At 71.0% G+C, this 24,311-nt stretch carries 19 protein-coding genes and 1 pseudogene; 6 read left to right on the plus strand and 14 right to left on the minus strand.

Annotation, left to right across the window (positions count from 1 at the left end):
• The first annotated feature begins 20 nt into the window (after positions 1-20).
• Positions 21-1,919, plus strand: a complete 1,899-nt coding sequence (locus ACFUO4_RS35670; RefSeq protein WP_383492671.1) for a ricin-type beta-trefoil lectin domain protein — start codon at positions 21-23, stop codon at positions 1,917-1,919.
• 34 nt (positions 1,920-1,953) lie between these two features.
• Here ACFUO4_RS35670 and cimA read toward each other — a convergent pair whose 3' ends face one another.
• From cimA to ureA, 8 genes are all read right to left on the minus strand, one after another.
• Positions 1,954-3,558 (minus strand): citramalate synthase, encoded by a 1,605-nt coding sequence (gene cimA / locus ACFUO4_RS35675; protein WP_383492674.1) that lies wholly within the window; start codon positions 3,556-3,558, stop codon positions 1,954-1,956.
• A gap of 308 nt (positions 3,559-3,866) precedes the next feature.
• On the minus strand, positions 3,867-5,156 hold the full coding sequence (locus ACFUO4_RS35680) for a TolB family protein (protein ID WP_383492677.1): 1,290 nt from the start codon (positions 5,154-5,156) through the stop codon (positions 3,867-3,869).
• Between the two features lie 49 nt (positions 5,157-5,205).
• Positions 5,206-6,489 carry a TolB family protein gene (locus ACFUO4_RS35685; RefSeq protein WP_383492680.1) on the minus strand — a complete coding sequence of 428 codons (1,284 nt, stop codon included), beginning with the start codon at positions 6,487-6,489 and terminating at the stop codon, positions 5,206-5,208.
• 134 nt (positions 6,490-6,623) lie between these two features.
• Positions 6,624-7,226 carry a TetR/AcrR family transcriptional regulator gene (locus ACFUO4_RS35690; protein WP_079310822.1) on the minus strand — a complete coding sequence of 201 codons (603 nt, stop codon included), beginning with the start codon at positions 7,224-7,226 and terminating at the stop codon, positions 6,624-6,626.
• Positions 7,223-7,720: a hypothetical protein gene (locus ACFUO4_RS35695; RefSeq protein WP_079310823.1), complete on the minus strand. Its 498-nt coding sequence runs from the start codon at positions 7,718-7,720 to the stop codon at positions 7,223-7,225. The genes ACFUO4_RS35690 and ACFUO4_RS35695 overlap by 4 nt, the downstream gene beginning before the upstream one ends.
• Positions 7,721-7,729: 9 nt before the next feature.
• Complete coding sequence (locus ACFUO4_RS35700; protein WP_383492683.1) at positions 7,730-8,758, minus strand: agmatine/peptidylarginine deiminase; 1,029 nt, start codon at positions 8,756-8,758, stop codon at positions 7,730-7,732.
• Between the two features lie 8 nt (positions 8,759-8,766).
• Positions 8,767-10,479 (minus strand): urease subunit alpha, encoded by a 1,713-nt coding sequence (locus ACFUO4_RS35705; protein WP_383492686.1) that lies wholly within the window; start codon positions 10,477-10,479, stop codon positions 8,767-8,769.
• Positions 10,476-11,174, minus strand: coding sequence for an urease subunit gamma (ureA, locus tag ACFUO4_RS35710; RefSeq protein ID WP_383492689.1), 699 nt, complete (start codon positions 11,172-11,174; stop codon positions 10,476-10,478). The genes ACFUO4_RS35705 and ureA overlap by 4 nt, the downstream gene beginning before the upstream one ends.
• A 125-nt stretch (positions 11,175-11,299) precedes the next feature.
• Between ureA and ACFUO4_RS35715 the strand changes: the two genes are divergently transcribed.
• The gene (locus ACFUO4_RS35715) at positions 11,300-12,739 is read left to right on the plus strand and encodes a cytosine permease (RefSeq protein ID WP_383492692.1); all 1,440 of its coding nucleotides are present in this window, start codon (positions 11,300-11,302) and stop codon (positions 12,737-12,739) included.
• A gap of 10 nt (positions 12,740-12,749) precedes the next feature.
• On the opposite strand, the gene ACFUO4_RS35720 is transcribed toward ACFUO4_RS35715, so the two are convergent.
• Entirely contained in the window at positions 12,750-13,838 is a 1,089-nt protein-coding gene (locus ACFUO4_RS35720; protein ID WP_383492695.1) for a branched-chain amino acid aminotransferase, read from the minus strand.
• Between the two features lie 259 nt (positions 13,839-14,097).
• Complete coding sequence (locus tag ACFUO4_RS35725) at positions 14,098-15,141, minus strand: 3-isopropylmalate dehydrogenase (RefSeq protein ID WP_079310828.1); 1,044 nt, start codon at positions 15,139-15,141, stop codon at positions 14,098-14,100.
• Positions 15,142-15,294: 153 nt separating this feature from the next.
• Between ACFUO4_RS35725 and ACFUO4_RS35730 the strand changes: the two genes are divergently transcribed.
• The gene (locus tag ACFUO4_RS35730; protein ID WP_383492699.1) at positions 15,295-16,860 is read left to right on the plus strand and encodes a purple acid phosphatase family protein; all 1,566 of its coding nucleotides are present in this window, start codon (positions 15,295-15,297) and stop codon (positions 16,858-16,860) included.
• A 92-nt stretch (positions 16,861-16,952) separates the two neighbouring features.
• On the opposite strand, the gene ACFUO4_RS35735 is transcribed toward ACFUO4_RS35730, so the two are convergent.
• On the minus strand, positions 16,953-17,084 hold the full coding sequence (locus ACFUO4_RS35735) for a hypothetical protein (RefSeq protein ID WP_077799388.1): 132 nt from the start codon (positions 17,082-17,084) through the stop codon (positions 16,953-16,955).
• A gap of 228 nt (positions 17,085-17,312) precedes the next feature.
• Positions 17,313-18,199 (minus strand): annotated as a pseudogene (locus ACFUO4_RS35740) (LysR family transcriptional regulator).
• A 109-nt stretch (positions 18,200-18,308) separates the two neighbouring features.
• Between ACFUO4_RS35740 and ACFUO4_RS35745 the strand changes: the two are divergent.
• Together ACFUO4_RS35745 and ACFUO4_RS35750 are read left to right on the plus strand one after the other, a co-directional pair.
• On the plus strand, positions 18,309-19,301 hold the full coding sequence (locus tag ACFUO4_RS35745; RefSeq protein ID WP_383492702.1) for an NADP-dependent oxidoreductase: 993 nt from the start codon (positions 18,309-18,311) through the stop codon (positions 19,299-19,301).
• 81 nt (positions 19,302-19,382) lie between these two features.
• Positions 19,383-20,261, plus strand: coding sequence for an alpha/beta fold hydrolase (locus ACFUO4_RS35750; protein WP_383492705.1), 879 nt, complete (start codon positions 19,383-19,385; stop codon positions 20,259-20,261).
• Between the two features lie 49 nt (positions 20,262-20,310).
• Here the strand turns inward: ACFUO4_RS35750 and pruA are convergent, their stop codons facing one another.
• Both pruA and ACFUO4_RS35760 read right to left on the minus strand, forming a co-directional pair.
• Positions 20,311-21,942: an L-glutamate gamma-semialdehyde dehydrogenase gene (pruA, locus tag ACFUO4_RS35755; protein WP_079310831.1), complete on the minus strand. Its 1,632-nt coding sequence runs from the start codon at positions 21,940-21,942 to the stop codon at positions 20,311-20,313.
• 39 nt (positions 21,943-21,981) lie between these two features.
• Positions 21,982-22,908 (minus strand): proline dehydrogenase family protein, encoded by a 927-nt coding sequence (locus tag ACFUO4_RS35760; RefSeq protein ID WP_079310832.1) that lies wholly within the window; start codon positions 22,906-22,908, stop codon positions 21,982-21,984.
• Positions 22,909-23,050: 142 nt separating this feature from the next.
• On the opposite strand from ACFUO4_RS35760, the gene ACFUO4_RS35765 reads away from it, so the two are divergent.
• On the plus strand, positions 23,051-24,265 hold the full coding sequence (locus ACFUO4_RS35765; RefSeq protein ID WP_383492709.1) for a PucR family transcriptional regulator: 1,215 nt from the start codon (positions 23,051-23,053) through the stop codon (positions 24,263-24,265).
• Positions 24,266-24,311: the final 46 nt, after the last annotated feature.

A 24,311-nucleotide genomic window follows, 5' to 3' on the forward strand; every position in this document is an offset into this window, starting at 1 on the left:
AGACGACTCGTCAGGGAGCGATGCACCCCATGAGAAGAACCCCCCACGCGAGAAGAGCCCCCCACGCGCTCCGGCTGCTGCTGGCCGGTGTGCTCTCGGCGGCCGGCGTCACCGCGGCCACGGCCCCCGCGCACGCGGCCGGTGAGCAGGTCACGGCCTGGCTCACCACCACCGACGACTCCGCCGGACGCCATGTGACGCGCGGCCTCCAGGCGCAGACGCCGTTCGCCTTCCAGTCCGGGGCCGGGGGCGGCGGCGAGAACATCACCGTCGACGAGAACACCCGGTACCAGACCTTCACCGGCGGCGGCGCGTCCTTCACGGACACCGCGGCCTGGCTGATGAACAGCAGCGGGGCGCTGTCGCAGACGACCCGGGACGCGACCATGCGGAAGCTGTTCTCGCCGACGGACGGGATCGGGCTGTCGTTCCTGCGCAATCCCATGGGCGCCTCCGACCTGGCGCGGTACGGCTACACGTACGACGACGTGCCGGCCGGGCAGACGGACCCCAACCTGAACAGCTTCTCCATCGCGCACGACCTCGCGGACGTGGTGCCGCTGACCAAGCAGGCGCTCCAGCTCAACCCCTCTCTGACTGTCATGGCCTCGCCATGGACGGCTCCGGCCTGGATGAAGGACAGCGGCTCGCTCAACGGCGGCTGGCTGAAGGCGGAGGACTACGGGGCGTACGCCAACTACTTCGTCAAGTACCTTCAGGCGTACAAGGACCAGGGCGTTCCGGTCTCCTACGTGACCGTCCAGAACGAGCCGACCTGTTGCTCCGGCTATCCGTCGATGAGCTGGAACGCGTCCGGTCTCGCCTACTTCACCAAGAGCGAACTGCTGCCGAAGCTCAACGCCTCCGGGCTGTCCACGAAGGTACTGGCGCACGACTGGAACTGGGACGTGTACGACTCGTACGCGGCGGCGACGGTGGACGACGCGGCGGTCCGCTCCAACCCGAACTTCGGCGGCATCGCCTGGCACGGCTACAGCGACATCAGCGGCGTCTCCAAGCAGACCACCGTCCACAACCAGTACCCCACCCTGGACGCCTTCGGCACCGAGCACTCGGGCGGCACCTGGATCGCCAACCAGCAGCGCGAGGACATGAACAACATCATCGACTACACCCGCAACTGGGCGAAGTCGGTGACGAAGTGGTCGCTGGCCGTGGACCAGAACATGGGTCCGCACAACGGAGGTTGCGGCACCTGCACCGGGCTGATCACCGTGCACAACGGGGACGGGGCGAGCGGGACGGTCGACTACACGGTCGAGTACTACACGATGGGCCACCTGACGAAGTTCGTCCGTCCGGGAGCCCAGCGCATCGCCTCGACGGCGTCGTCCGCCGTCCCGAACGTGGCCTGGCGCAACCCGGACGGCTCCAAGGCGCTGATCGCCTACAACGACGCCTCCTCCGCGAAGACGGTGACCATCAACTGGGGTTCCCAGCACGCCACTTACTCCCTGCCGGGCAAGACGTCGGCGACCTTCACCTGGACCGGCACACAGTCCGGCAGCGGCAGCTCCTCCGGTTCCTTCGTCGGCCTCGCCGGCAAGTGCCTGGACGTGGCGGGCGGTTCGGCCACCAACGGCACGGCCGTCCAGCTCTACGACTGCAACGGCTCGACCGCGCAGCAGTGGACCGTGCAGTCCGACGGGTCGGTCCGGGCGCTGGGCAAGTGCCTGGACGTGACCTCGGCCTCGGTGGCCGACGGCGCGAAGGTCCAGCTGTACGACTGCAACGGCACGGGCGCGCAGCAGTGGTCGTACAACGCGTCGACCGGTGATGTCGTGAACACCGCCGCGAACAAGTGCCTGGACGTCACCGGCAACTCCTCGGCGAACGGCGCCCGCGCGCAGATATGGAGCTGCACGGGCGCCGCCAACCAGAAGTGGCACTTGCAGTAGGGGCACCTGCCGGGGCGGCGCCCGCGGGAGGTGACTACTCCGCCGGCTCCACCCCGGCCCGCAGCAGCCCGTACGTGTAGGCGTCCTCCAGGGCCTGCCAGGAGGCGGCGATGACGTTGTCCGCGACACCCACCGTGGACCACTCGCCGGAACCGTCCGACGTGGAGATCAGGACGCGGGTCGTGGACTGCGTGCCGTGGACGCCTTCCAGGATGCGGACCTTGTAGTCGACGAGGTCGAGCTTGGCCAGCTGGGGGTAGATCTTCTCCAGCGCGACGCGCAGGGCGCGGTCGAGGGCGTTGACTGGGCCGTTGCCCTCCGCGGTGGCGACGATCCGCTCGCCCTTGGCGAAGAGCTTGACCGTGGCCTCGTTGGCGTGGCTGCCGTCGGGGCGGTCCTCGACGATCGCGCGCCAGGACTCGACGGCGAAGTACTTCAGCGGCTTGCCCTCGACCTCGCCGCGCAGCAGGAGTTCGAAGCTCGCGTCGGCCGCCTCGTACGTGTAGCCCTTGAGCTCGCGCTCCTTGACCCGCTCCACGACCCGGCCGACCAGCTCGCGGTCGTCGCCGAGATCGACGCCGAGCTCCTTGCCCTTCAGCTCGACCGAGGCGCGGCCCGCCATGTCGGAGACCAGCATCCGCATGGTGTTGCCGACCTGCTCGGGGTCGATGTGCTGGTACAGGTCGGGGTCGACCTTGATCGCGGAGGCGTGCAGGCCGGCCTTGTGGGCGAAGGCCGAGACGCCGACGTAGGGCTGGTGGGTGGAGGGGGTGAGGTTGACGACCTCGGCGATGGCGTGCGAGATCCTCGTCATCTCGCGCAGCTTGCCCTCGGGCAGCACCTTCTTGCCGTACTTCAGCTCCAGGGCCGCGACGACGGGGAAGAGGTTGGCGTTGCCGACCCGCTCGCCGTAGCCGTTGGCCGTGCACTGGACGTGGGTCGCGCCCGCGTCGACGGCGGCGAGGGTGTTGGCGACCGCGCAGCCGGTGTCGTCCTGGGCGTGGATGCCGAGGCGGGCGCCGGTGTCGGCCAGCACCGTGGAGACCACGGCCTGTACCTGCGCCGGCAGCATGCCGCCGTTGGTGTCGCAGAGGATGACGACGGAGGCGCCCGCTTCCGAGGCGGCCCGTACGACGGCCTTGGCGTACTCGGGGTTGGCCCGGTAGCCGTCGAAGAAGTGCTCGCAGTCGACGAAGACCCGGCGGCCCTGCGCGACCAGGTACGACACCGTGTCGCGGACCATCTCCAGGTTCTCGTCCAGCGTGGTGCGCAGGGCGAGCTCCACATGCCGGTCGTGGGACTTGGCGACCAGCGTGATCACCGGGGCGCCCGACTCCAGCAGTGCCTTGACCTGGGGGTCCTCGGACGCCTTGGCGCCCGCCCGGCGGGTCGCGCCGAAGGCGACCAGCTGCGCGTGCTTGAACTCGATCTCCGCCTGGGCGCGGGCGAAGAACTCGGTGTCCCGCGGGTTGGCGCCGGGCCAGCCGCCCTCGATGAAGCCCACGCCGAAGTCGTCCAGGTGCCGCGCGATGGCCAGTTTGTCCGCGACGGTGAGGTTGATGCCCTCCCGCTGGGCGCCGTCGCGCAGGGTGGTGTCGAAGACGTGGAACTGATCGTCGAGCTCGCTGGTTTCGGTCATGGTCTCAAGGCTCCTGAGGTTGGATCTCGGTCGTACCGGAATGACCGGCTCCACCGCCCCCACATATTCCCTCGCGCTCTCGCCTCCGGCTGCGGGTGGGCCAGAAAAGCGAAAAACCCCTCGCGGGTGCGAGAGGTCTGCGCGCGGGTCGAGGACGACGGTGTCCGTCCGTACCTGGTCGTACGAGACGGTCACTGCGGACCGGCGCGCCTGCTGCCAATAATCATGGCGAACGAGAGCACGGGGGCAGTCTGGCACAAGTCGCCCCCGCGCTCACCGTCCGTCTCAGGATGCGAACCCTCTGCTGGTCAGCGCAGGTGGCGGACGAAGCCGTCGGTGACCCCGTTGGTGTCGTCCGGCACGAGTTGCGCGGAGCCGGAGGAGAGGCCGACCTCCTTGCCGCCGCGGGTCACGGAGTACAGGGTGACGGCCTCGTCCTCGACCGTGCCGCCGCTGACGGACCGGCTGACGAGGCGGACCTTGCCGGTGCGCAGGTCGCGGAGGTAGACGTTGCCGACGCCGAAGTAGCCCGTGGCGCGGTTGCGCGGGGTGGCCTCATAGGCGACGTACCGGCCGTCGGGGCTGATCTCGGGGCTCTGGGTGCCGAAGGCGGTCTCCGCGTTGTGCGAGATCCGCCGGATCTTGCCGGTCTTCAGGTCGCGTACGAAGACGTCGGCGTCGCCGTTGGTGTCGTCCGGGACCAGGTCGGGGGCGCTGGAGCTGAAGGCGACGTACCGGCCGTTCGCGGTGAGCGAGGCGTCGAGGGCCGCGGTGGTCGGGGTGCCGTCGGGGGTGACGTTCAGCTGCTGCCGGGTGCCCTTCTTGATGTCGTACGCCCACAGGGCCGAGCCCGGGCCGCGGTACTGGAACTGGTTGTAGACGATGCGGCTGCCGTCGTCGCTGACGTCGTGGACGACCGACGTCCACTCGGGGCGGGTGCGCTCGCTGACGCGCTTCACCTTTCCCGTCCGGCGGTCGAGGAGGTAGAGCATCCGGTACCCGTTGGGGTCGTCGGCCTCCATCCGGTTGGGGCGGGCGGTGAAGGCGACGTAGCGGGCGTCGGCCGACATGGCGGCGCCGCCGACGTCGACGGAGCGGCCGTCGAGGCCGAAGCTGAGCCGTTCGGTCCGGCCCGTGCGGCGGTCGTGCAGATAGACGTCGTCGACCCATTCGTCGGCGGGCGGCGGGGTGTCCCAGTGGACGAGGTTGCGGGCCTGGGAGGTGAACAGGACGTACCGGCCGTCGCGGCTGATGTCGAACGCGCTGGACGTGTGGTCGGCCTGGGCGCCGGCGGAGCTGACGCTGACCCGCTCGACGGTGCCCTTGCGCAGGTCGCGGACGAAGACGTCGGCTTGTCCGTTGGTGTCCCCCGGCACCAGGTTGCCGGCCTCCGAGGTGAAGACCGCAAAGCGGCCGTCGGCGCTGAACTCGGGGCCGTAGGTGTAGCTGTCGGCCTGCCCGCCCGTGGGTGAGGTGCCGAGGCGCTCGGTGTGCGGGGCCCGGGCCGGGGCCGGGGCGGAGGACGCCGTGGTGGCGGAGAGGGTGAGCAGGGCGGCGACGATGCCGGTGGCGAGTGCGGTGCGCGTGCTGGCGTACAAGAGCGGTTCCCCCCGTGTGGTTCGGTGTGCTGCGTGTGCGGTCTTCCGGTCAGTGCAGGCGCCGGGCGAAGACGTCCGTCACCCCGTTCGTGTCGCCCGGCACGAGGTTCGTGGCGTCCGACGTGTAGGCGACCCGGTGGCCGCCCAGGGCCGTGCCGCCGGTCGCCGGGCCGTCCGCCTGGGTGCCGTCGGCGGCCGTGCTGACCCGCTCGATCGCGCCGGTCCGCAGGTCCTTGACGAAGACGTCGGCGACCCCGTTGGTGTCGTCCGGTACGAGGTTCGTGGCGGCCGACACGAAGACGACCCGGCGCCCGTCCGCGCTCAGGTACGCCCCGGAGCTCGCGCCGTCGCCCTGGGTGCCGTCGGCGGCGGTGCTGACGCGCACGGTCATCCGCGTCTCCCGGTCGAAGGCGAAGACGTCGGTGACCTTGTTGGTGTCGTCGGGCACCAGGGAGCGGACGTTGGAGGCGAAGGCGAACACGCGGGCGTCGGCGCTGAGCGACGAATCGAACGAGCTTTCCTTGTAGACGTACTTGGTGGGCCGGCTGATCTGTTCCGTCGTCCGCTCCACGCGGTCGCGCACATAGACGTTGCGGGCGTGGGTGTAGTCGTGGGCCGGGTCCAGCTGGTCCGCCGACTCGAACGCCACGTACCGGCCGTCGGCGCTGAGCGCCGCCCCGAGCGAGTCGGCCTCGCCGAGGGTGCCGTCGGTGCGGTACTGGACCAGTTCGTCCCGCCCTGTCGTGCGGTCGTGGACGATCACGTCGTCGCGCCCGTTGGTGTCGCCGGGCGCGGCGTCCGGGGTCAAGGTGGTGTACGCGACGACACGGCCGTCGGCGCTGATGGCGGGCGAGTGGTTGAGCAGATAGCGCGGCGGCACGTCCGGGTGGCCGTGGCTGATCCGCTCGGTGCGGTGGGTGCGGCGGTCGACGAGGTAGATGTCGTCGAGGCCGTTGTCGTCGTCCCGGGTGAGCGCGGCGGTGGTGGCGACGACGACACGGCGGCCGTCGCCGCTGAGCGCCACGTCCGTCGCCGGGCCCTCCCCCACGCGTTCGGTACGCCCGGTGCGCAGATCGCGGACGAAGGCGTCGGCGACCCCGTTGGTGTCCCCCGGGACGAGGTCGGCGGCGGCCGAGACGAAGGCGACGTACCGGCCGTTCGCACTGAGCACGGGCCGTCCGGAGGCACCGTCGGCCTGCCGGCCGTGGGAGTCCACGCTCACCCGTTCGGTGCGCTGCGGGGTGTGCGGGCCGGCGTGGGCCGGTAAGGCGGCCAGGGCGAGCGCGGTCGCGACGAAGGCGGCGCTCAGGGTCGTACGGCGTGCGAGACGCATAGAAAATCCCCCGATTTTCCGTGCTGGCAAAGGAGTTCGGCACAGACGGCGGGCGTCCCCCGAACTCTTTACGAGGCAAGCGCATCACAAGGCACAGGGCAATCCCCCGAATTGAGTACAACCCGGGCACGGGCTCAGGCGTCCGCGAGGAGAGCCTCGTCCAGGAACTCCCGTACGTGGCCGAGAATCTGCGCTCGGTCGGTGCCACGGAGGCCGATGGCGACGTGGATGGAGAAGCCGTCGAGGAGTGCCCGCAGCCGGGCCGCGAAGCGGTCCGGGTCGACCGCCCGGAACTCCCCCCGCGACACCCCTTCCGCCAGCAGCGCCACCAGGTCGCGGTGCCAGGCGCCCTCGATGGCGGCCTGCCGGTCGCGGGCATCGTCGTCGGCGTTCTGCGAGCGGTTCCAGACCTCCAGCCAGAGGGTCCAGTGGGGGTCGCGGTGGCCGTCGGGGACGTACAGGTCGACGTACGCATCGAGCCGTTCCCGCGCGGTGCCCGTGCGGGCGAGGAGCCTCCCCCGCTCGGCGCCCAGCCGGCCCTCGCTCCACTCGAGGGTCTGGAGCAGCAGTTCGTCCTTGGTGCGGAAGTAATACAGGAGATGACCGCTGCTCATGCCGAGTTCACGCCCGAGCGCGGCCATGGTGAGCTTCTCCAGCCCGCGGTCGGCGATCATCTCCATGGCGGCGGTGAGGATGCGCTCGCGGGGCGGGGCGGGGGTGCGGCGGGGCGTGGTCATACGGCGGTCACCCGCACCGCGTCGGGCAGGAAGTGCGTCTCGTACGGGCCGGTGCAGTCGGCGAAGAGCGTCGCCACGACCGCACCGCACGCGCCGCACACCTCGTTGGGCCCCTCACGGCCCGGCGGCCCGCAGCAGCCGATCTCCTCGAAAGCGGGGTTCTGCGCGAGATACCCACGGGTGTCCTCGGGGTGCACGACCAGGGTGTCGCGCGGCCCGGCGGAGACCAGGAGCCCCGGGCCGTCGGGGTCCCCCATCCAGGAGTTGCCCGGGTGGGCGACGCCGGTCCACTCCGGGTCGGGGTGCGGCACGTACGGCGCCCCGCACGCCTTCGGGTCCACGGCGTACGTCCCGCGCGGCATCGTCGCCGGGGCGCCGCGCAGGCCGTCGGCGCCCTTGCTGCCGTCGTACTCCGGGCGGGCGGGTACCTCGGGCAGCGGACGCAGTGGCTCGGTCAGCCGGGCGCCACAGGCGGCACAGTTCAGCACATTCACCCGTACGTTCTACCTGACGCCCGCCCTGGGCTGCTGCTGGGTGATGCAGTGGATGCCGCCCCCGCCCGCGAAGATCGTGCGGGCGTCGACGAGGGTGACCGTCCGGTCGGGGAAGAGGCGGCGGAAGACGCCGGCGGCGAGTTCGTCGTGCGGGTCGTCGAAGGCGCAGAGGACCACGCCTCCGTTGCAGAGGTAGTGGTTGATGTACGAGTAGTCGACCCAGTCCCCGTCCTCGTCCTTCAGGACGGTCGGCGCCGGGATCTCGACGACCTCCAGGCGGCGGCCCCGGGCGTCGGTCTCGCCGCGCAGGATCTCGACGTACTCCAGCGACCGGGCGTGGTCGGGGTGGGCCGGGTCGCGCTGGCTGTGGACGACCACGACGCCCGGCCGCGCGAAGGCCGCGACGATGTCGACGTGGCCCTGGGTGCCGTACGTGCCGTAGTCGCCGGCCAGGCCGTGCGGGAGCCAGATCGCCTTGGTGGTGCCGAGCTTGGCGTGGATCTCCGCCTCGACCCGCTCCCGGGTCCAGCCGGGGTTGCGGCCCGCGCCGAGCTGCACGGTCTCGGTGAGCAGGACCGTGCCCTCGCCGTCCACGTGGATCGCGCCGCCCTCGTTGACGAGGGTGCTGCCCAGCACCGCCACCCCGGTCAGGTCGGCGACCTGCGCGGCGATCTTCGCGTCGTGCTCCCAGCGGGCCCACTCCTGCCCGCCCCAGCCGTTGAACGTCCAGTCCACGGCGGCGAGTTGCCCCGCCCTGTCCTTCACGAAGGTCGGGCCGATGTCCCGCATCCACGCGTCGTCGAGTTCACGCTCCACCAACTCGACGTCCGGGCCGAGCAGTTCGCGCGCGGACGCGCCCTGCCCCGGCCCGTGCACCATGGTCACCGGCTCGAACCGGCGCACCGCGCGGGCCACGGACGCCCAGGCGGCCCGGGCCTCGGCCAGCTCCTCGTCGTTCGTGAACGTCGGGTTGGGGCTGGGCCAGGCCATCCAGGTGCGCTCGTGCGGTTCCCACTCGGCGGGCATGCGGAAGGTCATGGGGGGTCCTAGAGGAAGTAGAGGCGGTTGAGGGCGACCGAATCGGCCGGTTCCGAGTGCAGCGGCTCGCCGTCCAACGTCACCAGTCCCGTGCGCTGGTCGACATCGACCGCTCCGGTACGGGAGTTGAGGCGCAGGTCGGCCGGTCCGATGCCGCGGGTGCCGCGGACGGCGACCCTGCGGCGGCGGGTCGGCATCGAGTCGCCTCCCTGGTCGACGGCGGCCTGCGCGACGAAGGCCACCGAGAGGTCGGCGGGGGTGGCGCCGTACGACCCGAACTGCGGGCCCAGGACGAGGGGTTCGCAGGTGTCCGTCGCCGCGTTGGGGTCGCCGACGACCCCGTAGGCCGGGAACCCGGACTTCAGCACCAGCTGCGGCTTGGCCCCGAAGTACTCCGGGCGCCACAGCACGATGTCGGCCAGCTTGCCGACCTCGATCGACCCGACCTCGTGCGCGAGCCCGTGGGCGATGGCCGGGTTGATGGTCAGCTTGGCCATGTAGCGCAGGACGCGCTCGTTGTCGTGGTCTTCGTTCCCTGCGCCGAACTCGGCCTTCATCTTGCCGGCCATCGCGAAGGTGCGGCGGACGGTCTCACCGGCGCGCCCCATGCCCTGCGCGTCGGAGGAGGTGATGCCGATCGCGCCCAGGTCGTGCAGCACGTCCTCGGCGCCCATGGTCCCGGCGCGGATGCGGTCGCGGGCCATGGCGGCGTCGCCGGGCAGGTCGGTCTTGAGGTCGTGGACGGAGACGATCATGCCGTAGTGCTCGGCGACCGCGTCCCGGCCGAAGGGCAGGGTGGGGTTGGTGGAGGAGCCGATGACGTTCGGCACGCCGGCCATCTTCAGCACGTTCGGGACATGTCCGCCGCCGCAGCCCTCGATGTGGAAGGCGTGAATGGTGCGGCCCTCCAGCACCCGCAGGGTGTCCTCCACCGACAGGCACTCGTTCAAGCCGTCGCTGTGCAGGGCGACTTGGACGTCGTGCTCCTCGGCGACGCGCAGTGCCGTGTCCAGCGCCCGCGTGTGGGCGCCCATGTCCTCGTGCACCTTGAAGCCGCTGGCGCCACCCTCGGCGAGGGCCTCGATCAGAGGTGCCTCGTCGGACGACGAACCCCGGCCCAGGAAGCCGATGTTGACCGGCCAGGCGTCGAAGGCGTTGAACGCGTGCCGCAGCGCCCAGGGCGAGTTGACGCCGACGCCCCACACCGGGCCGAACTCCTGCCCGATGATCGTGGTGACGCCGGAGGCCAGCGAGGCCTCCATGATCCGCGGCGACAGCAGGTGGACGTGGGTGTCGACGGCCCCGGCGGTGGCGATGAGGCCCTCGCCGGAGACGATGGACGTGCCGGTGCCGACCACGACGTCGACGCCGTCGAGGGTGTCGGGGTTGCCGGCCCGTCCGATGGCGCAGATCCGTCCCTCGCGGATGCCGATGGACACCTTGCGGATCCCGAGCATCGCGTCGATCACGACGACGTTGCTGATGACCACGTCACAGGTCTCGCGGACGGCGGCGGCCTTGAGGTGCAGTCCGTCGCGGGCGGTCTTGCCGAAGCCGGCGAGGAATTCGTCGCCGTACTGCTGGGAGTCGGCCTCGACCCGGATCGTCAGCCCGGAGTCACCGAGGCGGACACGGTCGCCGGCGCGGGGGCCGTGGGTGGCGGCGTACTCGTGGGGGGTGAGGCGTCGGGCCTCGGCGGGGTGTCCTCCGGGGCGGCTCATCGAACGACCTCCTCATCACGTACGCCGAGGTAGCCGCAGGCGGCGGCCCGGCGCAGGGCCTCTTCCTTCGCGCCCGGCGCGTCCAGCGCCCCGTCCACCAGCCCGGCGAACCCGATCGCGACCCGCGCCCCGCCGATCGGCACCAGCCCGACCTCCAGCGACTCCCCCGGCCCGAACCGCACCGAGGACCCGGCGGGCACCGCGAGCCGCAGCCCGTAGGCGGCGCCCCGGTCGAAGTCGAGCCGCGGGTTGGCCTCGAAGAAGTGGAAGTGCGAGGTGACCGAGACGGGGACGGTCGCGGTGTTGGTGACCGTCAGCCGGACGACCGCTTCCGGCTCGGCGTGCTCCGGTCCCGGCAGCAGCGCGCCCGGTGCCTGCTCGGCGAGGCCGCCGCCCCCGATGGGGTCGGAGACGACCGCGAGCCGTGAGCCGTCGTCGAAGACGGCCTCGACATGCACCTCGGTGACGACGTCCGCGACGCCGGGCAGCACGTCGTCCGGGCCGAGGACTGCCCGGGCGCGCTCGATGGCCTCGGTGAGCCGGGCGCCGTCCCGGGCGGCCTCGCACACGGTGTCCGCGATGAGCGCGGTGGCCTCCGGCACGTTGAGCCGGAGCCCGCGGGCCCTGCGGGCCCGGGCCAGCTCGGCGGCGCCGAAGAGCAGCAGGCGGTCGCGTTCGGTGGGGGTGAGCCGCATGTCGTTCCCTTCGCTTTAGAGCATCACTCTAAACACAGAACTCCGACAAACCAAGGCTTGACGGCGGAGCAAGGAGCGGCCCACATTGAACGTCACTCAAACCGAGGGACCGAGGGAGACGCAGCATGCCGATGGAACAGCGCGGGGTCGACACCATCCCCGACGAGGAACGCACCAGCGGGCCACGCGACCTCATCTCGATCCTGCTCGGCTCGAACCTGTGTCTGGGCGTGATCGTCTTCGGCTGGCTGCCGCCGTCCTTCGGTCTCGACTGGTGGGGCTCGGTGAGCTCGATCGTGGCCGGCACGGTGGTCGGCACCCTGCTGACGGCCCCGCTCGCGCTGATCTCGCTGCGCACCGCGACCAACCTCTCCACCTCCTCCGGCGCCCAGTTCGGCGTCCGCGGCCGGCTGGTCGGCTCGGTGGTGGGCCTGCTCCTCGCCCTCGGCTACACCGCGCTGACCGTGTGGATCGGCGGCGATGTGATGGTCGGCGTGCTGGGCCGGCTGGTCGGGCTGCCGGCGAGCGGATGGTCGTACGGGGTGATCTACGCGCTGCTCGCCGCGGCGACCGTGGCGGGCGCGGTGTACGGCTACCGGGTGCTGCTCACCATGTCGCGGGTGCTGGCGATCGGCATGACGGCCCTGCTGGCCCTCGGGATCGCGGCCTACGCCCCCGACTTCACCACGGAAGCGCTGCCCGACGCGGGCGGCTACCTGCTGGGCGGCTACTGGCCGACCTGGCTCCTCGCGGCCGTGGCCGCGGGCCTGTCCGGCCCGATCGCCTTCATCACCCTCCTCGGCGACTACACCCGCTACATCTCCCCGGCCCGCCACTCCGACCGCCGGGTCCTGCACGCCACATGGCTGGGGCTGCTGCTCGGCCTGCTGGTGCCGCAGCTGTTCGGCACGTTCACGGCGTACGCCGCCCGCGCCGCGCTGGACTACGCCGGGCCCCTGGTCGACGCCTCCCCGTCCTGGTACCTGCTCCCCCTCCTGCTGGCCGCCTCCGCGGGCTCGGTGGGCAACGCGGGGCTGATGCTGTACTCCATGGGCCTCGACCTGGACGCGATCCTGCCGCGCGCCTCCCGCGCCCGGGCCACGTACACGGTCGCGGTGGTGGCGACGGTCTGCGTCTTCGTCGGCCACTACGCCTCGTCCGCCCAGGACGCGATGACGTCCTTCGTCCTCCTGCTGACGGCGATCGGCACGCCGTGGGCGGTCATCACCCTCATCGGCTTCGTACGCGCCCGCGGCGTGTACGACGCGGACGCCCTCCAGGTCTTCAACCGCCGTGCGCGCGGCGGCATCTACTGGTTCCGGGGCGGCTGGAACATCCCGGCCACGGTGTCCTGGGCCCTGGGCGCGGCGGTCGGCCTGCTGGCAGTGTCGCTGCCGTCGTACGAGGGGCCGCTGCTGTCGCTGACGGGCGGGGTGGACTGCAGCTTCCTGCTGTCGGGGCTCGTGGGCGGAGCCGCGTACCTGCTGCTGGCGCCCCGGCGGGACAGCGGCAGGGCCGCCACGGAGGTGACCTCCGCGACGGCCCTGGCCAACAGCGATCTCTAGGCGCTTCGTCCTAGCCCAGCCTGTGCATCCAGCCGTGCTTGTCCTCCGCCGTGCCGCGCTGGATGTCCAGCAGTGCCTGGCGGAGCCTCAGCGTGACCTCGCCCGGCTCGCCCGCGCCCTGGGCCCACTCGGCGCCGGTGCGCTTGACCGTGCCGACCGGGGTGATCACGGCGGCCGTGCCGCAGGCGAAGACCTCGGTCAGGGTGCCGTTGGCGGAGTCGGTCTGCCACTGGTCGACGGAGACGCGGCCCTCCTCGGCCTCGTAGCCGAGGTCGCGGGCGACGGCGAGGAGCGAGTCGCGGGTGACGCCCTCCAGGATGGAGCCGGTGAGGGTCGGCGTGACGATCTTGTTGCCGTACACGAAGTACAGGTTCATGCCGCCGAGTTCCTCGACCCACTTGCGCTCGACCGCGTCGAGGTAGCAGACCTGGGCGCAGCCCTGCTCGGCGGCCTCGGCCTGGGCGAGGAGCGAGGCGGCGTAGTTGCCGCCGGTCTTGGCGTCGCCCATGCCGCCGGGGACGGCGCGGACGTGGTCCTCGGAGACCCAGATCGAGACCGGCTTGACGCCGCCGGGGAAGTACGCGCCGGCCGGGGAGGCGATGACGAGGAACAGGTACTCGTTGGCCGGCTTGACGCCCAGGCCGACCTCGGTCGCGATCATGAACGGGCGGAGGTAGAGGGACTCCTCGCCGCCGTGCGCCGGGACCCACGCCTCGTCCTGCTTCACCAGCGCGTCGCACGCCTCGATGAACGTCTCGACCGGCAGCTCCGGCATGCCGAGCCGGCGGGCGGAGGCCTGGAAGCGCAGGGCGTTCTTCTCCGGGCGGAAGGTCGCGACGGTGCCGTCGGGCTGGCGGTAGGCCTTCAGGCCCTCGAAGATCTCCTGCGCGTAGTGCAGGACCATCGTCGCGGGGTCGAGGGAGAGCGGCGCGTACGGCACGAGCTGGCCGTCGTGCCAGCCGCGGCCCTCGGTCCACTTGATGACGACCATGTGGTCGGTGAAGTGGCGGCCGAACCCGGGGCTGGCCAGGATCGCGGCGCGTTCCGCGTCGGAAAGTGGCGAGGCCGAGGGCTTGAGCTCGATCGTGGGCGTCGTCATGAGTGGTTGTCCTTCACCGGTGTGTGTAGTGACACGGGCCGCCGCTCACGCCCTTTTACTGTCAGTGACCAGTGCTAGGACGTCCGAGCATTCCCTCATTCCGCGGCTCCGCGTTCGATTATCGCGCGCGGGGGTCCGTGGACGAAAACGGCGTGAATGCGACCCAGGGGTTGATGGTGTCACCCGGCGGGGGACATACGGAAGCCGCCGGGTGCGGATGCGACCCGGCGGCTTCGAGGTGGTGCTGGGCAGCCGCGGGTCAGCCGGCTACTCGTACGGCCAGCGCGTCGCCGATCTCCGAGGTGGAGCGGGCGGGCTTGCCGGCGCGCTCGCCGAGGTCGGCCGAGACGGCGTCCTCGATGCGGGCGGCCTCAGTCTCGTAGCCGAGGTGGCGCAGGAGCAGCGCGACGGACAGGACCGTGGCGGTGGGGTCGGCCTTGCCCTGGCCGGCGATGTCGGGCGCGGAACCGTGGACCGGCTCGAACATCGACGGGAACTCGCGGGAGGGGTTGATGTTGCCGCTCGCCGCGACGCCGATGCCGCCGGAGACGGCCGCGGCGAGGTCGGTGATGATGTCGCCGAAGAGGTTGTCGGTGACGATCACGTCGAACCGGCCCGGGTCGGTGACCAGGTAGATGGTGGCCGCGTCGACGTGGATGTAGTCGGTGGTGACCTCGGGGAACTCCTCGGCCACCTGGTTGAAGATGTTCGTCCACAGGTGGCCCGCGAAGGACAGCACGTTGTTCTTGTGGACCAGCGTGAGCTTCTTGCGCGGACGGGCCTGGGCGCGGGCGAAGGCGTCGCGGACCACGCGCTCGACACCGAAGGCCGTGTTCACGGAGACCTCGGTGGCGACCTCGTGCGGGGTGCCCTTGCGGATGGTGCCGCCGTTGCCGGTGTACGGGCCCTCGGTGCCCTCGCGGACGACCACGAAGTCGATCGCGGGCTCACCCTTGAGGGGCGTCTCGACGCCCGGCAGGAGCTTCGACGGACGCAGGTTGACGTGGTGGTCGAACAGGAAGCGGAGCTTCAGCAGGAAGCCGCGCTCCAGGACGCCGGAGGGGACCGACGGGTCGCCGATGGCGCCGAGGAGGATCGCGTCGTGCTGCTTGAGCGCCTCCGCGTCGGCGTCGGTGAGGGTCTCACCGGTGGCGTGGTAGCGCCGGGCGCCGAAGTCGTACTCCTTCGTCTCCAGCTTCACATCCTGCGGAAGGACGGCGGAGAGGACCTTCAGACCTTCGGCCACGACCTCCTGGCCGATGCCGTCACCGGGAATCACTGCGAGATTGATGCTGCGAGACATGTCGGCACCTTACTCCTCGTCCCATGGGATGACACGACATGTCCGCGATGCGGACACCCCGGATCACCCCGGGCTCTGCTGGGCGTCAGCCCTTCGACGGGCGTTCACCCGTACGTAGGGCGGCCGTTGGCCCGCGCTGGGAACTTCACCGTCATGGACCTTCCCGACGTAGGCATCCCGCCGCAGCTCGCCCGCCGGATGAGCATGGCGGAGCAGCACGAGTACCTGCGCACGAAGCTGACCCGGCGGCGCACGCTGGTGACGGCGGGCGCGGTGGCGGGCGGCCTGCTGACCGGTTGCTCCACGGACGGAAACGGTTCACCGGCCCGTACGGCAGCCTCCGCCCCCGCGTCCGCGACCGGCAGGGCGCCCGGCTCGGCCGTCGTCCCCTTCGGCCGCCATCTCGCCTTCGGCGCCGACCCGAGGACGCAGATGCGGATCTCCTGGCAGGTCCCGGCCGCCGTCCGCAAGCCGTACGTCCGGATCGGCGCCCGCCCCGACGACCTCGGCCGGCGGATCGAGGCCGAGATCCGCGACCTCCACACCCCCGGCGTCACCGGCGTCCGCCCCACCCTCGACCAGTACTACGTGCACGCGGCCCTGGACGACCTGCTCCCGGGCACGACGTACTACTACGGCGTCGGCCACGACGGCCTCGACCCGGCCGCCCCCGAACACCGCTCGACGATCGCCTCCTTCCGCACCGCGCCCACCCGCCCGGAGAAGTTCGTGTTCACGGCCTTCGGCGACCAGGGCGTGAGCAAGGCCGCCGCCGCCAACGACGACATCCTGCTGAAGCAGAACCCGGCCTTCCATCTGCACGCGGGCGACATCTGCTACGCCGACGTCAACGGCCGCGGCGACAGGGCGGACGGCTACGACCCGGCGTACTGGGACCTGTTCCTGAAGCAGAACGAGCAGGTCGCGCGGTCCGTGCCGTGGATGGTGACGACCGGGAACCACGACATGGAGGCCTGGTACTCCCCCGAGGGCTACGGCGGCCAGCTCGCCCGCTGGTCCCTCCCGGACAGCGGCTTCGACGCGCGCACGGCCCCGGGCGCGTACTCCTTCGTGTACGGCAACGTCGGCTTCGTGGCGCTGGACGCCAACGACGTGTCGTACGAGATCCCCGCCAACCTCGGCCACACGGGCGGGAAGCAGACGGCCTGGCTCGACGACCGGCTCGGGGAGCTGCGCAAGGCGGTGGACTTCGTCGTCGTCTTCTTCCACCACTGCGCGTACTCGACCTCGTCGCACGCCTCGGACGGCGGGGTGCGGGCGCAGTGGCTGCCGCTGTTCGCGAAGCACCAGGTGGACCTGGTGATCAACGGGCACAACCACGTCTACGAGCGGACCGACGCGATCAAGGGCGGCGAGGTGGGCCGGCGGGTACCGATCGGCGCGTCGACCGATCCGACGCGGGACGGGATCGTGTACGTCACCGCCGGCGGAGGCGGCAAGGACCTGTACGGCTTCCCGGCGGGCGCGAAGGAGAGCTACGAGGGCCATGTGCGCGACGTCGACTCCGTGGACACCTTCCAGTGGACGAAGTCACGGGCCACGAAGGCGGAGACGGTGGAGTGGTCGCGGGTGCGCTACCGGGGGTTCTCGCTGCTCAAGGTGGAGGCGGAGAGCGGCAGCACGCCGCGGCTCAGGGTGTCGGCGCTCGCGCAGAACGGGGAGCGGATCGACCATTTCGAGGTGCGGCGCGGCGGGTGAGACCGCGCCGCACCCCGGTGCGGGTGCGGCTCCCGGCTTCTTCAGGTGCGCTGTGGCTGCCCAGTGGGCTGCCACAGGTGCGTCGTGGCTGCTCAGTGGCCGGTCGAGCCGCCGTTGTCACGGCGGTCGAGGGCACGCTGGAGGGCGGCCGCGGCGTTCTTGCGGTCGGAATCGCTCGTGCGGGACGTGTGACGGACTCGACGGCGGACGGTCGTCTCGGCCATGGGAAATCGACTCCTTCGAATGCATGAATGCATGGAGGCAACGGGGGGTTGCGAGACGCCGGAAGGGGCGGGGAGCGGTGGGCCGCAGGGGTTGCCTGCACGGGCCCGGCTCACGACCGCCATTCGCTTGATCGAGCGAGACGTTCGGCTTCTACAAAGCTAAGGGAGGCGGCCGTGTCTGTCTCCACAATTACTCGGACTTCCTACTATCTGAGACGGTGGATTGGGTCACACGCCGCTGAACTGCGGTTTCACCTGACCGCGCAACTCCCGCACCAGCGCCCGAACGGCGGCGGAGACGGCCAGTTCGGGCGTGGTGACATACCCGACCTGACGGGTGGGGCGGCCGGGACCGAGATCGGTGATCTCGACGGCGGACGGCACATCGGCGAGGGAGAGCGCGGGCATGATCCCCATCCCGAACCCGCTGCCCACCATCGACAGCACCGCCCCGTCGTCCTCGGCGTGGACCGTCGCGGTGGGGATCCAGTCCTGGGCCGCCCACCAGGCGCGCGTGTAGGAGGAGCAGTTCTCCAGCCAGTCGACGAGCGGGAGCGAACGCGGGTCGGGATGCCCGGCCGGGTGCACGAGGGAGTACGGCTCTTCGAGGAGTACGTCGCCGACGAGCTGCGGCGGGATGGGGGAACTGGTCCCGAAGGTGGCGATCCCGAGGTCGGCCCGCCCTTCGACCACCTCCCCGGCCGTACCCGCACCGACCTCGCGTACGACGGTGACGGTCGGCTCGATCTCGGGGTGGCGGGCGGTGAGGCGTTCGAGGACGGGCGGGAGGAGGTGGAGGGCCGCGCTGCGGAAGGCGGCGATGCGGAGGGGGCCGCCGACGCTGTCGCTCTCGGCGCGTCGGGTCTCGCCGACGAGCATGGTCAGCATCCGGCGCGCGTGGGCAACGGCCCGTGCCCCGGCGGCCGTCGGCCGGGCCCCGTACCGCCCTCGCTCGAACAGCACCACGCCCAGCTTGCGCTCGATTCCGCGTACGGCGTGCGAGACGGCGGACTGGTCGTGCCGAGGCGGCGGGCGGCGGCCGAGAACCCGCCCTCCTCGGCGACGGCGACCAGGGTACGGAGTTCGTGCGGCACGAGATCGACGGTGTCGTTCATGGATACGGGGTCCCCCACCTGCTGCTATGAGCCACGGCTCATGGAAGTGCCTGTTCCATGAACGCAACCCTCTGCTCCCGGCCGGCATTCCTCCCTACGGTCGGCTCCCATGACCGACACCACGATCACCGTGCACCAGACCGCCCGCCCGACGGGATTCCCGACCCCGGACCACTTCCGCTTCGCGGAGTCACCGGTGCCCGAGCCCACCCCCGGCACGGCACTGGTGGAGAACCTCTACTGGTCGGTCGACCCCTACCACCGCGAAATGATGGACGGGGACTTCGAGTTGAACGCCCCGTTGGAGGGCCGCACGCTGGGCCGTGTGATCGCGTCCCGCACGCCCGAGCTGCCGGAGGGCGCGGTCGTCTTCCACCGCCGGGGCTGGCGCACGCACGCGCTGGTGACCCCGGAGGAGGTCAGACGCCTGCCCCACCACGAAGGCGTCCCTCTCTCCGCGTACTTGAGTGTCCTCGGCGGCACCGGCCTCACCGCGTACGTCGGCCTGACCCGTGTCGCCCGGCTCCGCGAGGGCGACGACGTGTTCGTCTCGGCGGCAGCGGGCGGCGTCGGCACGGCGACGGGCCGCTTCGCACGTCTCCTGGGCGCGGGCCGGCTGATCGGCAGCGCGGGCTCGCCCGCCAAGGTCCGGCATCTGACGGAACAGGTCGGCTACGACACGGCGTTCGACTATCACGCGGCCCCGGTGCGGGACCTGCTGGCGAAGGCAGCCCCGGACGGCGTCGACGTCTTCGTGGACAACGTGGGCGGCGATCACCTGGCCGCGGGAATCGGCGCCCTCCGGGAACACGGCCGCGTGGTCCGGATCGGCACGGTCGGCCAGTACAACACCCCGGGCCGCACCGAGGCCCACTTCAACCACGCGGACGTGGTCGAGAAGAGCCTGCGCATCGAGGGCTTCCTGGTGAGCAACTACCGTCACGTACAACAGGAGTTGGAAGAGTTCGCCGTCCCGCACCTCCAGCGCGGCACGCTCGCCCTCGACGAGACGGTGGTCGACGGCTTCGAACGGATCGTGGAGGCGTTCCTGCTGATGCTGCGGGGCGGGAACACGGGGAAGATCCTGGTGCGGGCGACCTAACCACTCAAAGATGCTTGACCGGTACGGCGACCCATGATGGACTGATCTAACCACCAAATATGAATTAAGAGGTTAGACGCCATGGTCACCGCCCACCGCACCACCACCGTCCGCGGCCTCGACATCCACTACCGCGAGGCCGGGCCCGCCGACGCCCCGGTCCTCCTGCTGCTCCACGGCTTCCCCACCAGTTCGCACATGTTCCGCGAGCTGATCCCCCGCCTCGCCGACCGGTACCGCCTCATCGCCCCCGACCACATCGGCTTCGGCCGCTCGGCGGCACCGGACGCCGGCGAATTCCCGTACACCTTCGCCGAACTCGCCGCCATCACGGGCGAGTTCACCGAGCAGCTCGGCATCGAGCGGTACGCCCTCTACATCCAGGACTACGGCGCCCCGATCGGCCTGCGGCTCGCCCTCGCCCACCCCGAGCGCGTCACGGCGATCGTCACCCAGAACGGCAACGCCTACGAGGAGGGGCTCGGGAAGGAGGCCTGGGCGCCGGTGCTCGCGCTGATCGCGGAGCGGACGCCGCAGACGGAGGCGCCGGTGCGCGAGATCAGCTCACCGGAGGGCATCAAGTGGCAGTACCTGCACGGGGTACCGGAGGAGTACCGGGCACTCGTCGCACCGGAGGCGTACGAGCACGACGCGGCGTTGATGGCGCGCCCCGGCCAGCCGGAGATCCAGCTGGACCTCATCGCCGACTACGGCTCCAACTTCGCCCTCTACCCGGCCTTCCACGCGTACTTCCGCACCAGCCAGGTCCCGCTCCTCGCCACCTGGGGCGCCCACGACGAGATCTTCGTCCCGGCCGGGGCGCTGGCCTTCCAGCGCGATCTCCCGAAGGCCGAGATCCACCTGCTCCCCACGGGCCACTTCGCCCTGGAGACCCACGCGGCCCAGATCGCGGACCTCGTGCGGGGTTTCCTGGACCGGCACCTGCCGGCCGGAGGATGACCGAAGGGGCCGGACAACGGTCCGGCCCCTTCGGTCATGTGACCTGACGTCAGCCCATGTGCGGGTACGTGTAGTCGGTCGGCGGGACCAGCGTCTCCTTGATGGCGCGGGTCAGGGTCCAGCGCATCAGGTTCTGCGGGGCGCCCGCCTTGTCGTTGGTGCCGGAGGCGCGGCCGCCGCCGAAGGGCTGCTGGCCGACGACGGCGCCGGTGGACTTGTCGTTGATGTAGAAGTTGCCGGCCGCGTAGCGCAGCTTCTCCATCGTGTACGCCGCCGCCGCGCGGTCGGACGAGATCACCGAGCCGGTGAGGGCGTAGTCGGACGCCGACTCCATCTGGGTCAGCATCTCGTCGTACTGGTCGTCCTCGTAGACGTACACGGCGAGGAACGGGCCGAAGTACTCGGTCGTGAAGACCTCGTTCTCCGGGTCGGTGCACTCGACGACGGTCGGGCGGACGAAGTAGCCGACGGAGTCGTCGTACGAACCGCCCGCGACGATCGTGCAGGTGGGGTCGGACTTGGCGCGGTCGATGGCCGCCTTGTTCTTGGCGAACGCGCGCTCGTCGATGACCGCGCCGATGAAGTTCGACAGGTCGGTGACGTCACCCATGGTCAGGTAGTCGACCTCGGCCGCGAACTCCTCCTTGAAGCCGGAGTTCCAGATCGACGCCGGGATGTAGGCGCGGGAGGTGGCGCTGCACTTCTGGCCTTGGTACTCGAAGGCACCGCGGGTCAGGGCGGTCTTGAGGATCGCCTTGTCGGCGCTCGGGTGGGCGACGACGAAGTCCTTGCCGCCGGTCTCGCCGACCAGCCGCGGGTAGGAGCGGTACTTCTCGATGTTGTTGCCGACCGTCTTCCACAGGTACTGGAAGGTCTTGGTGGAGCCGGTGAAGTGGATGCCGGCGAGGTCCCGGTGCTCCAGGGCGACCTTGGAGACCTCGATGCCGTCGCCGGTGACCAGGTTGATGACGCCCTTGGGCAGGCCCGCCTCCTCCAGGAGCTGCATGAGCAGCACGGCGGCGTGGGTCTGGGTCGGGGACGGCTTCCAGACCACCACGTTGCCCATCAGCGCGGGCGCGGTGGGCAGGTTGCCCGCGATGGCCGTGAAGTTGAACGGCGTGATCGCGTAGACGAAGCCTTCGAGCGGGCGGTGGTCGAGGCGGTTCCAGACGCCCGGGGAGTTCGCCGGCGGCTGCTCGGCCAGCAGGTCGCGGGCGTACTTGACGTTGAAGCGCCAGAAGTCGACCAGCTCACAGGGGGTGTCGATCTCGGCCTGCTGGGCGGTCTTGGACTGACCGAGCATCGTCGAAGCGGCCAGCGTCTCGCGCCAGGGGCCCGCCAGCAGCTCGGCCGCGCGCAGGATGATCGCGGCGCGGTCGTCGAAGGACATCGCGCGCCAGGCGGGCGCGGCGGCGAGGGCCGCGTCGATGGCGTCCTGGGCGTCCTGCTGGGTGGCGTTGGCGTAGGTGCCGAGGCGGGCCTTGTGGTTGTGCGGCTGCACGACGTCGAAGCGCTCACCGCCGCCCATCCGCTTCTCGCCGCCGATGGTCATCGGCAGGTCGATGGGGTTCTCGGCCAGCTCCTTGAGCTTGGCCTCCAGGCGGGCACGCTCGGGCGAGCCGGGGGCGTAGCCGTGCACCGGCTCGTTGACGGGGGTGGGGACCTGGGTCACAGCGTCCATGAGATCCGTAACTCCTTGAACTTGAGCGGGTGGTGGGGCTCAGCCCTTGCTGACCATCGAACGGAGGAAGAAGCGCAGGTTCGCCGGCTTCTCCGCCAGCCTCCGCATGAAGTAGCCGTACCAGTCGGTGCCGTACGCGGTGTAGACGCGCATGCGGTGGCCCTCGGCGGCGAGGCGCAGGTGCTCGTCGCCGCGGATGCCGTACAGCATCTGGAACTCGTACTCGTCGAGCTTGCGGCCGGCCTTGCGGGCGAGTTCCTGGGCGATGGAGATCAGGCGCGGGTCGTGGGAGCCGATCATCGGGTATCCCTCGCCCTCCATCAGGGTCTTGAGGATGCGGACGTACGCCTTGTCGATCTCGTGCTTCTGCTGGTAAGCGACCTCGGCGGGCTCCTTGTAGGCGCCCTTCACGAGCCGGACGCGGCTGCCGGCCTCGGCGAGGCGGCGGGCGTCGGCCTCGGTGCGGAAGAGGTAGGCCTGGATGACGCAGCCGGTCTGCGGGAAGTCCTTCCGCAGCTCCTCGTGGATGGCGAACATCGAGTCGAGGGTGGTGTGGTCCTCGGCGTCGAGGGTCACGGTCGTCCCGATGGCGGCGGCGGCCTCGACGACGGGACGGACGTTGGCGAGCGCCAGCTCGTGCCCGCCGTCCAGCGCCTGCCCGAACATCGACAGCTTCACGGACATCTCGACCCGCTCGCCGAGCCCGAGGTCGCGCAGCCGGTCGACCAGCGCGAGGTAGGCGTCGCGGGCCGCGTAGGCCTGCTCGGGGGTGGTGATGTCCTCGCCGACGACGTCCATCGTCAGCTCGAGGCCCTGGTCGGTGAGGCTCTCGATGATCGGTACGACGTCGTCGACGGTCTCGCCGGGGATGAAGCGGTCGACGACCTGCTTGGTCACCGGCATCGCCGAAATCAGACGTCGCATCCTGTCGCTGCGCGACGCGGCGAGAATCACGGGACCCAGCACGGGGCACCTCCACAAACCAGCAGGAACACGCCGCAGTCCCGCAACTCGGGTACGGCACGGAGAACCACCGTGAAACCTAAGGATCCCTCCGATCGTCGACCATCGACAGCTGTCACGCATCCGTGCCGCAGATCTCAGACAGATGTATGAAGGGGCTGCGATCGTGCGGGAGAATGCGGGAGTGACCGCGGATTACAAAGGTGACTATCAGGAGCTGGTCGACGAGATCTCGGAGCTCCTCGGCGTCCCGGCGACCCTGGAGAACCGCGACTTCGAGCTGATCGCCTTCGGGGCCTACGACAGTGAGGGCGACCTCGACCCCTCGGCCCTGGACCCGGTCCGCACCCGCTCGATCCTGACCCGGCGGTCGACGACGGCCGTCCGGACCTGGTTCGAGGGCTTCGGCATCACCCGCGCGACCGGCCCGGTCCGCATCCCGCCGACCCCGGAGGCGGGCGTCTACCGCGGACGGATCTGTCTGCCCGTACGCCATCGGGGTGTCGTCCTCGGATACGTCTGGCTGCTGGAGTCCGACCCCGGGCCCACCGACACCCAACTCACCGCCGCCATGGAGGTGACCGTCCGCATCGGCGCGCTGCTCGCGGACGAGGCGCAGCACGGGGCGGATCTCAGCCGGGAGCTACGGGCGGCGCTGACCGCCGAACGCGGCTGGCAGGGCGACATGGCGGTGGCGGCGCTGCGCACGGCCCTCGGCCCGCGCGGCGACGGCCCGCACGCGGTGGTGTGCGTCGCCCCGTGGCCGTCCGCCGACCCCGACGACGCCCCGTCGGCCCGTACGGTCCCGCACACGACGGCACTGTGCACGGTGCCGTGGGGCACGACGGCCCACAGCCTCGCGCTCCTGGTCAGACTGCGGTCGCCGGAGGCACGGACCCCCGCGCTGACGGCGGCTCAGCGGCTCCTTGGAGAAACCGAGGCCGGGGTCGCGCGTGCCGCCGGGGTCGGCGAACCCCGCACGAACCTGGCCGACCTGCCGGCGGCCTGGCAGGAGGCCTCGGCCTCGGCCCGCGCGGCCCTGGCGGAACCGGCGCTGGGCCCGATCGCGCACTGGTCCGCCATCGGCCCCTACCGGCTGCTGACCGCGCTCCCCGCGGACACGGCCCACGACCCCGCCGTACGCCCCCTCCTCTCCCCCGCCCACCGCGACCTCGCCCGCACCGCCGAGACGTACCTCGACTGCGCGGGCCAGGCGGGCCGCACGGCGGCGGCCCTGGGCATCCACCGGCAGACCCTCTACTACCGCCTCTCCCGGGTCGAGCAGCTGACCGGCCTCGACCTGGACGACGGGGAGGACCGGCTGCTGCTGCACATGGCGTTGAAGGGAGCGCGCCTGTAGGCAGGGGGCGAGGGGCGAGGGGGATTATTGAAAACGATTGTCATCA

It is taken from the genome of Streptomyces sp. NPDC057280, from assembly GCF_042668605.1.
Classification (GTDB): Bacteria; Actinomycetota; Actinomycetes; order Streptomycetales; family Streptomycetaceae; genus Streptomyces.